The sequence below is a fragment of the Pantoea sp. QMID4 genome (assembly GCF_030270445.1).
Classification (GTDB): Bacteria; Pseudomonadota; Gammaproteobacteria; order Enterobacterales; family Enterobacteriaceae; genus Pantoea; species Pantoea vagans.
The window spans coordinates 42,476-55,328 of record NZ_BSXL01000012.1 but is presented as its reverse complement, the minus strand read 5'-3'; the positions used below and the strand labels follow the sequence as shown (position 1 = coordinate 55,328).

Genomic DNA, 12,853 nt, shown 5'->3' with positions numbered 1-12,853 from the left:
AATGTGCGCACCGCTTTTTTTGTAGACGGATACAACCTCTTTTACGGCCTGCTGGCCGGTACAGATTATAAGTGGCTCGACCTCCCAGCCCTGCTAACCCATATTACGAAAATACAGAATCCTGCCTCTGAGACTATTCAGGTAAGTTACTTCACGTCTCCGGTATTGCCGAGCCTTGCAACTTTAGGTATCAAATCCAAAGAAGCTCAGGATACCTATATTCGTGCCCTCAAAGCTAAAGGCGTAACAGTGACTCTGGGTAAACACCGGCTGGAGCATGGCACAGCTCCACGCTACATAGATAAACACACACCGGCTTCACGGCAGGATAAGGTGGATATATGGGACCTGGAAGAGAAACAGACAGATGTAAGTTTAGCCATAGGTATGTACAGGCTCCTTTCACAGCAGCAGAACCTGCCAGCTGATGAACGTATAGAACAGATAGTTCTGGTGTCTGCCGATACTGATATGACGCCAGCGTTAAAAGCGATACAGGAAGACTTCCCCGAAGTTACAGTAGGAATTATTCTTCCTCACAGGGAAGGAATAGACCGTGGAGTGCCTGGCTCCCTCAATAATTACGCCCATTGGCTCAGGAAGAACATCAAAATAGTTGAGCTACAGGCGCATCAGTTTCCAGATCGCGTCCCCACCAGAAAGAAGCCTGCCATTAAGCCCCATTACTGGTGATTCGGTCCTGTAAGCGTTTTACCGAATGCCGGTGAACGGTAAAGAATCGGTCCTCTTTGTGGCAAAAGAGGACATCAGCCGGGTTTGTGTTTATGTTGTCATAAACCTATAGGTTGATAGCCTTGCCATTCTGGTTGATCACGACTTCCTGTTTCGCAGGGGGTTAAAGTGATAAAAAACTCACCTACTTTTTCCAGTAGCAGGCAATCGTCAACGTCTTTCAGGTTGTCTTTATGCTGATGGTCAGCGTCACAGAGCAGCGTCTTCAACGCTTTACTTTTGGCCTGTTGGGCATTTTCGGCTACAAACAAATCGAATTCGTGTAACTCTGCAAGTGTGTCAGGCCTGTAGCCGCCCGCGTTGACGAAAAATAATTTCTTTGCTGAATGGGAAGGCTCAGCGGACAGAGTGACGGAATAACCGTCAGCCCAGGTGATACGGCTATAGCCGTCAATATGGATTTTATCTTTATCACCAAACCATACATCACGAAGAGCGGGCCAGGCATCTTTTGGTTTATTGACTGCGACAAACTGAATGTCGTGCACCTCAATATTGGATTTGCCAGCGTTACCGCCGATATAAAACATATACAGATTCATCTATCATCCTCATTCCAGCATTGATTCCGTAATGTATTTGAATACATAACGATTCGTGCTGCAACCTTATCAGGAAAGTTGAAGACGTCTGCTTTTAGCTAATTTCAGACTTAATCGCCGTCCGCGTGCACTTCAACCAGAAGCCCGTAGCTCCCAAAAATATTCGAGAAAGTATTCTGACTACTGGTTTTCGCTCACTGCGCGGTAAATCTGCAAATCCAGACCTGATGAAATACAGGGGAGTAGGTCACAGGGCCTCAATAACTACTGACAAACGCTTCATCACGTGATGAGCTGCCCGGGATAGCTGTCTTGTAGAGTTAATGCACAGCCCCAGAATCAGAGGTCGCAGCGGGCTGTTCCTTAGAGGAATAAAATGTAAACGTTCCGCTCTGACATCTTCCATTACGTCGAGCCAGCACAGCACACTCACGCCGGCTCCCCTCGCAATGAGAGCTTTGATCAGGCGGATATCATTGCAGGAGATTGCAGTTTCGGGCAACTGACGCGCATGAGCATAAATTGATCTGACACGTTCGTGAACAACCAGTGAGTTGCCCGGAAGTATGTGCTTTTCTTCATTCAGGTCAGAGATGGAAAGCGCGACATTTTTCTTAAACCTGTGTTGAGGTGGCAGAACAATACCCATCTCAATCTCTGCAAAGGCAAGCACTTCAAGTCCGCCAACGACTTCCGGGTCGAGTATGAGTCCAAAATCAATTTCAGAATCCCGCACCTGTTGTGTCACTGCTGCGCTGCTTTCAACATTCAGCTGAAGATCCAGCCAGGTATACTCCTGAGCAATTGCCGAAATCTCTTCACAGAGTTTCCCTTCCGACAGAGCCTGAACCAGCCCGATACTGACTTTTCCGCGTCTGAGCCCCTTAATGTCATCAAACCGCTGTTTTGTCAGTTCAAAATCACGTTGCCAGCGAAGTACGTCAGTGTAGAGAAGCTCGCCTGCAGTTGTCATCCGCATGCCTCCCGGAAGCCGCTCAAATAAAGGTATTCCCAGTTCTTCTTCCGCCTGGAGGATCTGACGATTAATTGCTGACGCGGACACGTGCAGCTTTTCGGCTGCTTTTCGAAGACTTCCATTGCGAGCAACCTCCGCAAAGTAGGCTGCAAAGCGGGAAAAGGGACTCATGGCGAACCCGTAAAGTTTTATGCAACAGATGTGTGCATTTATGCTGATGGATTAGTACACCTTAAATTACTCATACTGCCATGGCAATGCACAGGCTAATCATCCAGACGATGACGCCGCGCTTTACCAAAGCTTAATAAAAGGTGACCTTATGACACAAAAAAAACTTCATTTAGCCCTGTTCCTGTTTCCGGGATATCATCTCGGGGCCTGGAGATTGCCGGACGCCATTCCAGAAATAGATCTGGACATCGACCACCTGGTACACGCAGCACAGCTTGCAGAAGACGCAAAACTGGATGCCATCTTTTTTGAAGATCAGGCTGCCGTGCGTCGCAGCAATGACATCCTGGCGGGTGATAAATACGGTGCGGCCAACCCCCGCTCAATCCACTTTGACCCTACGATGGTGTTACCGCTTCTCGCAGCCCATACTTCACGATTAGGTCTGGCTGCCACAGCAACAACGACGTTTAACGAACCTTTCAACATTGCCCGTCGGTTCGCGACGCTCGATTTTATCAGCAAGGGGCGCGCAGGATGGAATTTAGTCACGTCCTTTAACGAAGATGAAGCGCAAAACTATGGACTGGATGCCCATGTTGGCCACGCAGACCGCTATGGACGAGCAGAAGAATTCGTCGACGTTGTTAACGGCCTCTGGGAATCATGGGATGAGGATGCTATCACGCGGGATAAGCAGAGCGGTGTTTACTTCGATGTTGATAAGATGCATTTTCTTCAGCACCAGGGGACGCATTTTAAGGTTCGTGGTCCACTTCCTATGGGCCGCAGTCCACAAGTGCGACCTGTTATTTTCCAGGCCGGTGCATCAGAGCCCGGCCGGGCTCTGGCAGCACGAACGGCTGATGTGGTATTTACACTGCAATCCACCATCGAAGGCGGGCGCGCATTTCGTGATGACATTCGCCGGCGCGCTCAGGCATTCGGACGCTCGCCCGATGCGATCAAAATTATGGTGGGGCTTACTCCCATCATTGCAGAAACAGACCAGAAGGCCAGAGAACTGGCCGACCAGATGTTAACCCTGATTCCAGATGACATTGCCTTAAGTAATCTGAAACCACTGGCGGGTGGGGTCGATTTTCGCCAGTTCGACCTTGAAGAACGCGTACCAGAACTGCCTGAATCAAACGCGGGAAAATCGCACCGGGACGCAATTATGGCCATTTCCCGTGATAAAAATCTCTCCATACTTGAGACGGCCCGCTATTTCGCGGAAGGCAGTTACCTTAAAGCCATTGGCTCCCCGGCCACTGTTGCCGATCAGATGCAAGCCTGGCTTAATGCCGATGCCTGCGACGGATTCCTTGCCGTGCCCACTCATTTCCCAACAGGTACAGAGGCATTAACCAAACTTTTGGTGCCGGAGCTGCAACGACGAGGCATTTTTCGCACTGAATATGAAGGAACCCATCTGCGGGATCACCTGGGATTGACTAAATATTGACTTAGTACAGAGGTTATTAAGGTAACAATGCTGACCAGTTCCCAATTGATTCACAGTTAATGCTATCAGCAATGCCTGCAGATCGCTTAAAGCGGACCATTAACTCAGGTGACCTACCCGCTGTGTGCCAGAAGCGGACGTTATTATTCTGGTCTCATCTGTGCAGTTAGTTGCGTTAAATTGTGTTAAAAAGTTGTTCCAAGACGGCTGTGTCTGAAACCTGATGGAGCAGAAATGAGAACGCAAAAACGATGCATGGGTTATGTGGCCATCGTGGTCGACGACTATGATCGCGCAATTGAGTACTACACCGACAAGCTGGGATTTACGCTGGTAGAAGACACACCGCAACCGGGTAAGCGCTGGGTCGTTGTGACGCCGAATCCGGAAAGCGACTGTCATCTTCTCCTGGCCCGTGCTTCAAATGAGCGGCAGGAAGGCTTTATCGGCAACCAGTGCGGCGGACGGGTATTCCTGTTCCTGCAGACTGACGACTTCTGGCGCGATTACAACGCCATGAAGGCGAAGGATGTTCACTTCTGCCAGGAGCCGCGGGAGGAGGATTACGGGATGGTCGTGGTGTTTGAGGACATTTACGGCAACCGCTGGGATCTTTACCAGAACAAGCAAAATTAAATCGCCTGGAGTCAGGTTACTAATGCGTAATCGGTCACAATACCAGGTCCGCTTTTCGCTCACAGCGGACTTTGGCCTGCACAATGTCCGCTGTGTGCCAGGAGCGGACGTAACCTTGACTGTTATGTGCCAGGAAAAGACATGACCATCATCCAGACGGTTACAAAATTGAGCTGATAAAAGATGCTCAATCAGGTAGAGGAATCACCGCCTGAGAATCTTCCCGTTAACTTTGAATGAATCAGTTTCCATGCATGCAATCTCAGGATGGCTTGAGGACTATCACGGCATAGCGGCAAAGATAACCGGTATCATTTTTGAAGATACAGTCAGCAGGATCGCCCAGCTCCAGACAATCACCCGGTGACATCTCAAATGTTGTGCTGCCCTCAATAAATGTCAGCTTACCTTCAATGACCCAGATGAGCTGACGTCGTGAAAGATAGGAAATAGCGGGCATAGGCACGGCAGTATTTGCCGGAAGCTCGATGCTAACCAGGTCTACAGGTATCTGTCCTGGTGAAGCATGGCGACGAATGTAGCCTGTTTCAGGATCCTGCCATACAGCCTGATTTTCATATCTGATAAGCACACCGGTGCGAACTTCCATTTCAGCAAGCAGCTGGGACATAGACATATCGAAAGCGCCAGAAAGTCTTGCAAGCAGGGTCGCTGTCGGGCTGCTTTCACCACGTTCAATTTTATGAATCATCGCCCGTGATACGCCTGAGTTTTCTGCCAGATCGGTCAGTGACCAGCCACGTCTTTCTCTTTCAGCCTTTACCTTGAGGCCGATACGAGTGTTCAAATCATCTTCTTTACTGGACAAATAATCTAACATAATGGATATATAATATAGTGTACGGTTAATCTACTTTAGTAAATTAGAGGTGAGGTGTCTACTATGCCAGTTCGTGCTGCAACAGAACGCGATGCTGAAACTATCGCTGAAATTTATAACGACGCTGTGCTTAATACCACGGCGATCTGGAATGAAAACAAGATCGATTTTCTCAATCGAATAAAATGGATGAGAGACCGGCGCGAGGCAGGTTTTCCCGTCATTGTCTTTGTTAACGTGAACGATTCCGTACTGGGTTATGCATCATATGGTGACTGGCGCCCGTGGGATGGTTATCGCCACACCGTTGAGCATTCTGTATATGTGCACAAAAGTGCCCGGGGACAGGGAGCAGGTAAAGCTCTGATGGAGAAACTGATCAGACTGGCTACTGATCAGGGTAAGCATGTCATGGTAGCTGGCATTGAATCTGAAAACGTCGCATCCATATCGCTTCACAAAAAGCTCGGTTTTACAGAGGCTGGCCGATTGTCAGAGGTGGGCAACAAGTTCGGACACTGGCTGGATCTGACGTTTTTGCAGCTACGCCTTGATACCCGGGCACATCCCTGATAGTGAATATTCTCAGAACGTCACAGTAGTATTAATCACAGGCACAGGGACGTGCCGGTGACAGCGTTTAAGATTAAACCTTCGTGATGCAACGAAAAAAGCGCCTGTAACCAGTCACACCGCGCCGGATATAACTGACGCATTTTTAATGCAATCCTTCCGTACCGCTGCGGTAGATGTCATACCCGAGACCTGCGACAAGCTGACTGGCGACCAGTATCGCAATTGTCCGCGAAGCACCGATATTTTTATAACCCGTTATTCCGGTGAAAAAAAACCTAAAATGCCCGGCAGCAGCATCCAGCTTTTGAAAGACTGCAATAGTTCGTAAAACCCTGATGCACCCGTCTTTCCCGCCAGTAAGCTGATAAGTAAAACAAGCCCTACGGCAGAATTCAGCACCAGAGCTATCAGTACAGTTGAAGCCGAGTGAGTTATCCTGGTCATCAACGTGTTCTGAATAACCAGCGCAATTCCTCCGGTAATTAGCATCAGGAATGTCAGTGCTGAAACCCTGTTAACTCCCTTGAGTCTTACCCCTGAGATTTGAAATTAGCATCTTATAGTAGATATTTTGTCTACTATTGGGGACTGAACCGCAAGGAGGTTATGACACTGCAGAATAAATGCTTAACGTAAACGCCAGATCAGTTTCAGAGATGCGGATCAAGAAATACTAATATCCGCCATGTGCCAGAAGAGCACATATCTGCGGGAAATCATAGCAATGTCCTGCTACCGGAAGCGTCAGAAACGGGCAATAGCTAAACCTGTGAAAAGCTGATTCTGATATCGCCTGATGACGGCGCAGAAATTCTGGTCGGTCATTATTTCGACAAAACCTGGCGACTCACCGTTCTGGAAAACTGCCATAGAAACCAGGGCGCGCCGATAAAGGCGGTTAGCAGCCCGGCGGAAACAGGCCAGGGCCAGGCAATATTACGCCCCAGCCAGTCGGCCAGCACCATCAGCGTGCCAGCGGCGGTAAGTAGCGATATCAACAGCAGCACAAGCAGATTGGTGCGGAATAAATGGATACCCAGCGACTGCGCGGTCAACTGGCCCAGGCCAAGCTAAAGCGTGTTCCACCGTGCCACCGCGTTAGTGACCAGCCCCAGTGCGCCAAGCTGATTTTCCTGACCTTCACGATAGCGCTTTCTGATCTCCCCACGCTGACCATAACAGACGGCCCGGGCTAAAGCATGGCGGCCTTATCCCCGGTTCAGTTGGGTCAGGAAGCTCAAAGGCACAAGATTTGTGCCGAAGACGCACTAAGGACAGAGATGGTGTGCTGGAATTACACCGGATAGGTACCGGCGCGACGGATATCGCCCGGCAACTCAGTATTGCCCATTCTACGGTTTATAAGATTCTTGCAGAAGAAATGACCGGATCTTCGACACCGGAATGATGCCAATGTTTTATGACCCACGGGTAGCGCTAACCGTTAAGAATTTTCAATCAGGACAATGAGACCGTCCCAACTCACATGGCAGCAAGATATTGAAGAGTAAAAACAAATCAGGAAGTGTCCGTTGATTTTATAGTTCAGATAATAGGTTCTTTTACAGAACTAATGACACAGGCTGAACATCTCTGGCCAGAGACACTCCCTGGCCAGTAATTTCAGAAAAGATAACCTAATCTCAGGCTGATATTTGTATCCTGCCGGAATCCGTGCTCTACGGAGATATCACGACCACCTGAGAGCTGAACCTGAACGGCTGGTGTAATGAAATGCGAAGCTGAAATACGGACATACGTGCTGTCCAGTCGGTCATCCTGAGAAATGCCGTCAATCTGACTTTTGGCCCCGGTTATCCATCCGCCGCCAAATCCAAACTGCGTGGCAGGCGTCAGGTTATAACTCAGATACGCCTGATATTCGTAACGCGGACTCTGACTGAGTCTGGCATTATTGTTACCGTAACGGTCATTTGCTGTCGTCCAGGAGACATCCGCACCCGTAGTGAATGCCCAGGTGTCTGAGAAATGATGGATCCAGACGCCCTGCAGCAGATAGCGCCAGCGGTTTTCCCCTACATTCACAGCTTTTTCATTGTGGTAGGCTCCGATGGGCGCATAAATAAAAGGGGCCAGAGAAAGAATGTCACTTCCTTCGTTGTCCACCCTGAACTTGAAAGGCATACCCACAATGATATCGCCCATCCCTGACGCGCTGCCGAGTGGACTGGCATCTCCCATCGCGTCCACCCTGGCAAACGGAATGATAATCTGTGGCTCAATACTGATATTTTCCGCAGGACGGAATCCATGAATAAAGCGCAGCAGTGTGGCCTCAGAGCGTAATCTGTAATCCCCGGCTGCTTTATTGCCATGTGAATAGTATTCATCGCTATGCGCATACTGAAAATAGGCCAGCGCCAATGTTCTGTTCGCCGGCATCATCTCGTAATCTCCGGGAGAAAATTCAAGGGCATCAGCAGGCAGGCTTAATGCTACTGCAAGAGAAATACCGGTACGGCAAAAAAACGTATTCATAATGATTCTCCGCTGTCCTGTCGTAGCAGACCGGTATTCGGGTGACAGTTAACATATTCAAAATACTGTGATTCTGCAGGCACAACGACAATTTCATGCCACAGTCGGAGCGCTATATTAAAGTTCAGCTCTTTCACGTAGCGCATGAACCCGCCAAATATTGCCACGTGTGTCGGATGGCTTTTTGCCCAGAGTTCAAGGGCGGCCATATCAGTAAAGTGCGCCAGACCAAACGTTTTTTCCGTCAGTGCGTGTGATAAGGGCTCTAACACCTGCATATACCGGCAACTCAGGCAGCCTATGGTATGGCCCTGATCTCTCAGGAAATCCATTCCCTGGCGCAGTACCGGCTCTACTTCTGTGAGGTATTTTTGTCTTTCTTCCTGTTGCGTGGCCGACCAGTCCTGCCCGGAGCGAATGAGGCAGAGGTTGTTACTTCCTGACAGCACAATCCGTTTTCCGCTTTCTGCCCGCGAACGGGATTTACCGGTTCCACAGAGGGGATTGTTCTGCGCTGCAGGCAGACGATCGCGGGCACTCCCCCAGTAACCATGCTCGCGCATCTCACCGCTCATGCCTTCAGCCAGCCAGGATGCGCCTTCCGGAGAGGTTCTGTCTGAAAATATGGTCTCAAAGTTTTCAGGCTGCGGGCTGACAATTTCCAGAAAGAAACCCCACTCCCCGTTTTCCCTTTCTGGTGAACTCCACCACAAGTGGAACAGGCTGCTCTGTTTCCAGCTCTCAAACTGCTCTGCGGATGACCAGTAGGCAATGGCGATCAGGTTGTAAAATCCCGCGTGGTCTTTGTATGACGCTATGTCCCAGTGGCCAGGGCCATGCGCTGACGAAAAGCGAGCGGTGACTTCATTCAGGGAAGAAATATCCGGACAGTTTCTCCCCTGAATACCGAAGTACGCCATGACTATCCGCCCGGCCAGGGGGGAGAATCGGGCGGTCCAGGCGGGAAAGGGCGGTTCATGTTTTTCGGGCATGGCGGAGGGACAACTGCGCAGGGTACGCAGATGCTCAGGAATGGCAGATTCCATTTCTACTCCTCCTCTTCTTCGGCAGCCTGTTCGGCAATTAGCTCAGAAGGCGAATGTCGTTTGATCACAGTCTTGTTGGCTGAGGGATTAAAAAGGAGGCGGGTCACGTCAGGCCGGGAATAGTGACCTACCGGGTCAGCCGCCAGTTTGGCAAAGGTGATCGCAGCAGGGTCGAGCTCAGCGATAAGCAGTCCTTCTTCATTTTCTCCGAGCGGTGTGACGAGTTCTCTTCCGTCCGGGCCGTAAATACGGGCATGCCCCCCCCCGGCACTGAGTAACGCTCTCCGGTCATCATCAGGACAGAGGAAATCAATCATCTCGTCAGAAACGACAGCGCACGGGGCTATCACGAAGCACTGTCCCTCTGCGGCATACAGGCGTGAAGCCGCCGTATTAACGTCAGGACCCAGTGCGGCCGTTGCGCTGGTATAAAGACTAAAACTGGGCCAGGCGGCGATGTGGATCTCCTCATGCTGGGAATACATCGCATAACGGGACAGCGGCTGCAGATGCTCCCAGCAGCAGAGTGCTCCGACGTTCCCCAGAAGTGTCTCCCAGGTGGTCAGGGAGGATCCGTCGCTTTCGCCGAACAGCGTACGCTCCACGTGCGTGGCCTTAAGCTTGCGCCGAATGCCAATAGTTTCCCCATCGCAGCCAATCAGCCACTGTGAGATATAGAGGCTCCCGTGATCGCGCTCGCTGAAGCCCAGAATAACAGTGATGTTATTCTCCTGCGCTGCACCCGCAATTCGCTTCGCCTGAGTACTGTCCAGCACCAGAGAATTCTGATGGTACTCATAAACCAGGGGCATATTCTGGGCAGGGGAATTCAGCCATAAGAACCACGGATAACCGGGTATCCAGGTCTCCGGAAAAGCAATAAGTTCCGCACCTTTCTGTGCGGCTTCAGAGATGAGGGCAATTGTTTTGTCTACTGTGCCTTCTAAGTCCATAAAAACGGGGGCGGCCTGAACGCAGGCAACGGTAACCGGTTTGTTCATCATGTTCTGTCTCCTGGTAAAATAATTCAGCAGGCACAGATATATCCTCCCTTCCGGGCGCAGTGTTATGACCGGGAGGAAAGAATACTTGTCTGAAAAGGAAGTGGTCTGAAGTTTGCATTACCTGTCCAACCAGGGCGGAGGTTGCTGATATGAAGACCTATAACACTTCTGATGTTTTGTATGCTGAACGGGGTGAATACTGGCGCCATGCCATCAGCCGCACGTTTGTTCCGCTGGAAAGTACTTTTTCCGGAGACGACAGGCACGGCGTTATCAGGTCGGGGGACTGGGGAGACCTGCGGCTTTCAGAGGTCAGCTGTAGTGCCCAGGACGTCATAAGATGCCGCAGGGGGGCGGATAATCATCCTGACAATGCCATGCTGCTGAGTTTCGTCAGTCAGGGTAAAACATCCGTGATTCAGGCGGGGAGCCATGCCGGTCTTGGTCAGGGCGAATTCGGGCTTTATGACACTCGCTTTCCTTACGAACTGCACCTTCATGGTGAAACGCGTCAGCATGTGGTGCAGATACCCATAGAGCATCTGAGACTGAAACTGGGAAAGACAGAACATTTTGTTGCGTATTCCTTTGGCAAAAAACATTCCCTGACGCCTTTTATCCACATGCTTCTGAATAACCTGATGGCACAGCCAGAAGATATTGCATCCCGTCATACCAGCGTCCTTTACAGACAGCTCCTCGAGCTCATTACAGTTATCGTCTCAGATGAATGCAGAGCAAAAACATCGTCCCGTTCATCCGCAGGACTGCTGCTTCAGATTAAAATTATGATAGATCAGCAGCTTTCGGATACTACGCTTTCTGTATCACGCATTGCTGATTCATTTCGTATTTCACCACGCTATCTGAGCATGCTTATGAAGAACGACGGTACCACCTTTAGCCGGTATGTCCTGACTCAGAGGCTGAATAAAGCTTCACTGGCCTTACAATCCCCCCTGTACTCAGATGCTCCCATCAGCCAGATTGCATGGAGGTTTGGTTTCAATGATATGGCTTATTTTTCTCGGGTATTCAGAGAAAAATTCAGCTGCTCACCAACGGAATACCGTCATCAGGCTGGCGAGGCTTAGCGGGTGATAGTCATATGAAAGGTTCCAGTGCAGAAAAAAAATCTGATGCCTGCTGTTCATCGTACCGATGGAATAGATAAAAATATAAGAAAAACAGGTAATTGTATTTTGTACGTGCGTTTTCGTTCCGTTGTGCCTCATACCCTATATATCTCTGAAGAGATAATTTATGCTCAGCAGATAGTCCATCTCTTCTTGTCAGCTAATCATCATCGTTTTCCATCAGGGTAACCATTGCTCCGCGGTGAGCTTCAACCATACGAATGTAGCGCATGACAGTCTGGGTCTGCGTCCAGGTCCCTTCCTGCATGATCTGCGCAATGGATATTCCTTTTCTGGCCATGTCCTGTGCAGCGCCGACGCGGGCGCTGTGGCCGCTCCAGCTGGCGTAGCGCCCTTTGTTGGTTTCAAAAGCCATCGTCTCACCCATAGTCTGACGGGCACGACGATAAATATCTTCCAGGCAGGGTGCGCTCATGGGGACTTCGGATACCCTGGCAACCCGGTTAGATCGATGAACAGGACAGAAGATAACAGCATCAGTTTCGCCGGCGAGACCTGCCGCGGCGATCCATTCGCTCAGCCTGCGGGATGACTTCGCACTGAGGGCCTTAACGATGCCTCCTGCCTGCAGGATAGTCTTGGTCCAGCCAACGTCCAGAATAATACGCCCGTCTGCTGTACGGGAGATGTCCCTGATCCTCAGACGGGAAAGCTCGCTCATACGGAGAAGCGTGCTATAAGCAACGTGCATAAACGCAAGGTCACGAAGTTGCTGCAGGCGGGATGAATGAGCCCATTCAGCATCCAGACGGTTCAGGTCTGGCCGGCAGAATGGAGCCGCCTGCCCTGTGCGCTCACCTGACATGACTGCTGTGCGTTTTATTTTCTTCCTGACACGCACGACGTCGGGAGAAACGGTCGGAGGGACCAGCCCGGCGTTACGGTGTAACATCGATATCAGCGCCGCGTGTACTGATATGGTCGAAGTTGACCGGCCAATCGCCTGCAGGTGAAACAGGTAGTCCTGCATGTCATCTGGGGTCATTGGCAAAAAGGACCGACGGTTTTCCTGCGACCAGCGCCAGCAGATCCGCATCACGCTCAGCAGCTGACGCCACGTGTTGGCTGAAAAAGCCTCACGATGGCGGACGAACGCGGCCAGTTTCGCGGTGAGATCATCATCAGCGCTGCCGCTGAGAACCATACCGGTAAAACCGGAGATATCGTTCATGTTTGCTCCG

The 12,853-nt window shown here is 50.4% G+C and carries 13 protein-coding genes and 3 pseudogenes; 6 read left to right on the top strand and 10 right to left on the bottom strand.

Annotated features, from left to right (window positions below; genetic code table 11):
- The first annotated feature begins 3 nt into the window (after positions 1-3).
- Entirely contained in the window at positions 4-693 is a 690-nt protein-coding gene (locus QSK07_RS21585) for an NYN domain-containing protein (RefSeq protein WP_285723037.1), read from the top strand.
- A gap of 98 nt (positions 694-791) precedes the next feature.
- On the opposite strand, the gene QSK07_RS21580 is transcribed toward QSK07_RS21585, so the two are convergent.
- Positions 792-1,295 (bottom strand): DUF1543 domain-containing protein, encoded by a 504-nt coding sequence (locus QSK07_RS21580; protein WP_098053230.1) that lies wholly within the window; start codon positions 1,293-1,295, stop codon positions 792-794.
- Between the two features lie 247 nt (positions 1,296-1,542).
- Positions 1,543-2,442, bottom strand: a complete 900-nt coding sequence (locus QSK07_RS21575; protein WP_285723035.1) for a LysR family transcriptional regulator — start codon at positions 2,440-2,442, stop codon at positions 1,543-1,545.
- 151 nt (positions 2,443-2,593) lie between these two features.
- Here QSK07_RS21575 and QSK07_RS21570 point away from each other — a divergent pair, with 151 nt between their 5' ends.
- The gene (locus tag QSK07_RS21570; protein ID WP_098053228.1) at positions 2,594-3,913 is read left to right on the top strand and encodes an LLM class flavin-dependent oxidoreductase; all 1,320 of its coding nucleotides are present in this window, start codon (positions 2,594-2,596) and stop codon (positions 3,911-3,913) included.
- 234 nt (positions 3,914-4,147) lie between these two features.
- Positions 4,148-4,549, top strand: coding sequence for a VOC family protein (locus QSK07_RS21565; RefSeq protein WP_285723032.1), 402 nt, complete (start codon positions 4,148-4,150; stop codon positions 4,547-4,549).
- A gap of 262 nt (positions 4,550-4,811) precedes the next feature.
- Here QSK07_RS21565 and QSK07_RS21560 read toward each other — a convergent pair whose 3' ends face one another.
- Positions 4,812-5,390, bottom strand: a complete 579-nt coding sequence (locus QSK07_RS21560) for an XRE family transcriptional regulator (RefSeq protein WP_285723031.1) — start codon at positions 5,388-5,390, stop codon at positions 4,812-4,814.
- A gap of 63 nt (positions 5,391-5,453) precedes the next feature.
- Here QSK07_RS21560 and QSK07_RS21555 point away from each other — a divergent pair, with 63 nt between their 5' ends.
- Complete coding sequence (locus tag QSK07_RS21555; protein WP_285723029.1) at positions 5,454-5,963, top strand: GNAT family N-acetyltransferase; 510 nt, start codon at positions 5,454-5,456, stop codon at positions 5,961-5,963.
- Positions 5,964-6,077: 114 nt separating this feature from the next.
- On the opposite strand, the pseudogene QSK07_RS21550 reads toward QSK07_RS21555, so the two are convergent.
- The 3 genes and pseudogenes from QSK07_RS21550 to QSK07_RS21540 all read right to left on the bottom strand — a co-directional run.
- Positions 6,078-6,455 (bottom strand): annotated as a pseudogene (locus QSK07_RS21550) (DMT family transporter).
- A 335-nt stretch (positions 6,456-6,790) separates the two neighbouring features.
- Entirely contained in the window at positions 6,791-7,021 is a 231-nt protein-coding gene (locus QSK07_RS21545) for an iron chelate uptake ABC transporter family permease subunit (protein ID WP_285723027.1), read from the bottom strand.
- 18 nt (positions 7,022-7,039) lie between these two features.
- Positions 7,040-7,174, bottom strand: a pseudogene (locus QSK07_RS21540) (Tn3 family transposase); the annotation flags it as partial.
- Positions 7,175-7,199: 25 nt separating this feature from the next.
- On the opposite strand from QSK07_RS21540, the pseudogene QSK07_RS21535 reads away from it, so the two are divergent.
- Positions 7,200-7,374: pseudogene (locus QSK07_RS21535) on the top strand (helix-turn-helix domain-containing protein); the annotation flags it as partial.
- Between the two features lie 215 nt (positions 7,375-7,589).
- On the opposite strand, the gene QSK07_RS21530 reads toward QSK07_RS21535, so the two are convergent.
- Genes QSK07_RS21530 through QSK07_RS21520 form a run of 3 tightly spaced genes read right to left on the bottom strand, consistent with a single transcriptional unit; the run spans position 7,590 to position 10,515 of the window.
- Positions 7,590-8,465 (bottom strand): transporter, encoded by an 876-nt coding sequence (locus QSK07_RS21530; protein ID WP_285723025.1) that lies wholly within the window; start codon positions 8,463-8,465, stop codon positions 7,590-7,592.
- The gene (locus QSK07_RS21525) at positions 8,462-9,511 is read right to left on the bottom strand and encodes a phenylacetaldoxime dehydratase family protein (protein ID WP_285723023.1); all 1,050 of its coding nucleotides are present in this window, start codon (positions 9,509-9,511) and stop codon (positions 8,462-8,464) included. Before QSK07_RS21525 ends, QSK07_RS21530 begins: the two co-directional genes overlap by 4 nt.
- A gap of 2 nt (positions 9,512-9,513) precedes the next feature.
- A complete protein-coding gene (locus tag QSK07_RS21520; RefSeq protein ID WP_285723021.1) occupies positions 9,514-10,515 on the bottom strand; it encodes a carbon-nitrogen hydrolase family protein in 1,002 nt (333 codons plus the stop codon).
- 149 nt (positions 10,516-10,664) lie between these two features.
- On the opposite strand from QSK07_RS21520, the gene QSK07_RS21515 reads away from it, so the two are divergent.
- Positions 10,665-11,609, top strand: coding sequence for an AraC-like ligand-binding domain-containing protein (locus QSK07_RS21515; RefSeq protein ID WP_285723019.1), 945 nt, complete (start codon positions 10,665-10,667; stop codon positions 11,607-11,609).
- 202 nt (positions 11,610-11,811) lie between these two features.
- Here QSK07_RS21515 and QSK07_RS21510 read toward each other — a convergent pair whose 3' ends face one another.
- Positions 11,812-12,843 carry a tyrosine-type recombinase/integrase gene (locus tag QSK07_RS21510; protein ID WP_275223053.1) on the bottom strand — a complete coding sequence of 344 codons (1,032 nt, stop codon included), beginning with the start codon at positions 12,841-12,843 and terminating at the stop codon, positions 11,812-11,814.
- Positions 12,844-12,853 lie beyond the last annotated feature (10 nt).

Excerpts from the sequence above, each read along its gene's own strand:
- QSK07_RS21580 (WP_098053230.1), bottom strand. The coding sequence starts at position 1,295 with ATGAATCTGTATATGTTTTATATCGGCGGTAACGCTGGCAAATCCAAT.
- QSK07_RS21575 (WP_285723035.1), bottom strand. The coding sequence starts at position 2,442 with ATGAGTCCCTTTTCCCGCTTTGCAGCCTACTTTGCGGAGGTTGCTCGC.
- QSK07_RS21570 (WP_098053228.1), top strand. The coding sequence starts at position 2,594 with ATGACACAAAAAAAACTTCATTTAGCCCTGTTCCTGTTTCCGGGATAT.
- QSK07_RS21565 (WP_285723032.1), top strand. The coding sequence starts at position 4,148 with ATGAGAACGCAAAAACGATGCATGGGTTATGTGGCCATCGTGGTCGAC.
- QSK07_RS21560 (WP_285723031.1), bottom strand. The coding sequence starts at position 5,390 with ATGTTAGATTATTTGTCCAGTAAAGAAGATGATTTGAACACTCGTATC.
- QSK07_RS21555 (WP_285723029.1), top strand. The coding sequence starts at position 5,454 with ATGCCAGTTCGTGCTGCAACAGAACGCGATGCTGAAACTATCGCTGAA.
- QSK07_RS21530 (WP_285723025.1), bottom strand. The coding sequence starts at position 8,465 with ATGAATACGTTTTTTTGCCGTACCGGTATTTCTCTTGCAGTAGCATTA.
- QSK07_RS21525 (WP_285723023.1), bottom strand. The coding sequence starts at position 9,511 with ATGGAATCTGCCATTCCTGAGCATCTGCGTACCCTGCGCAGTTGTCCC.
- QSK07_RS21520 (WP_285723021.1), bottom strand. The coding sequence starts at position 10,515 with ATGATGAACAAACCGGTTACCGTTGCCTGCGTTCAGGCCGCCCCCGTT.
- QSK07_RS21515 (WP_285723019.1), top strand. The coding sequence starts at position 10,665 with ATGAAGACCTATAACACTTCTGATGTTTTGTATGCTGAACGGGGTGAA.
- QSK07_RS21510 (WP_275223053.1), bottom strand. The coding sequence starts at position 12,843 with ATGAACGATATCTCCGGTTTTACCGGTATGGTTCTCAGCGGCAGCGCT.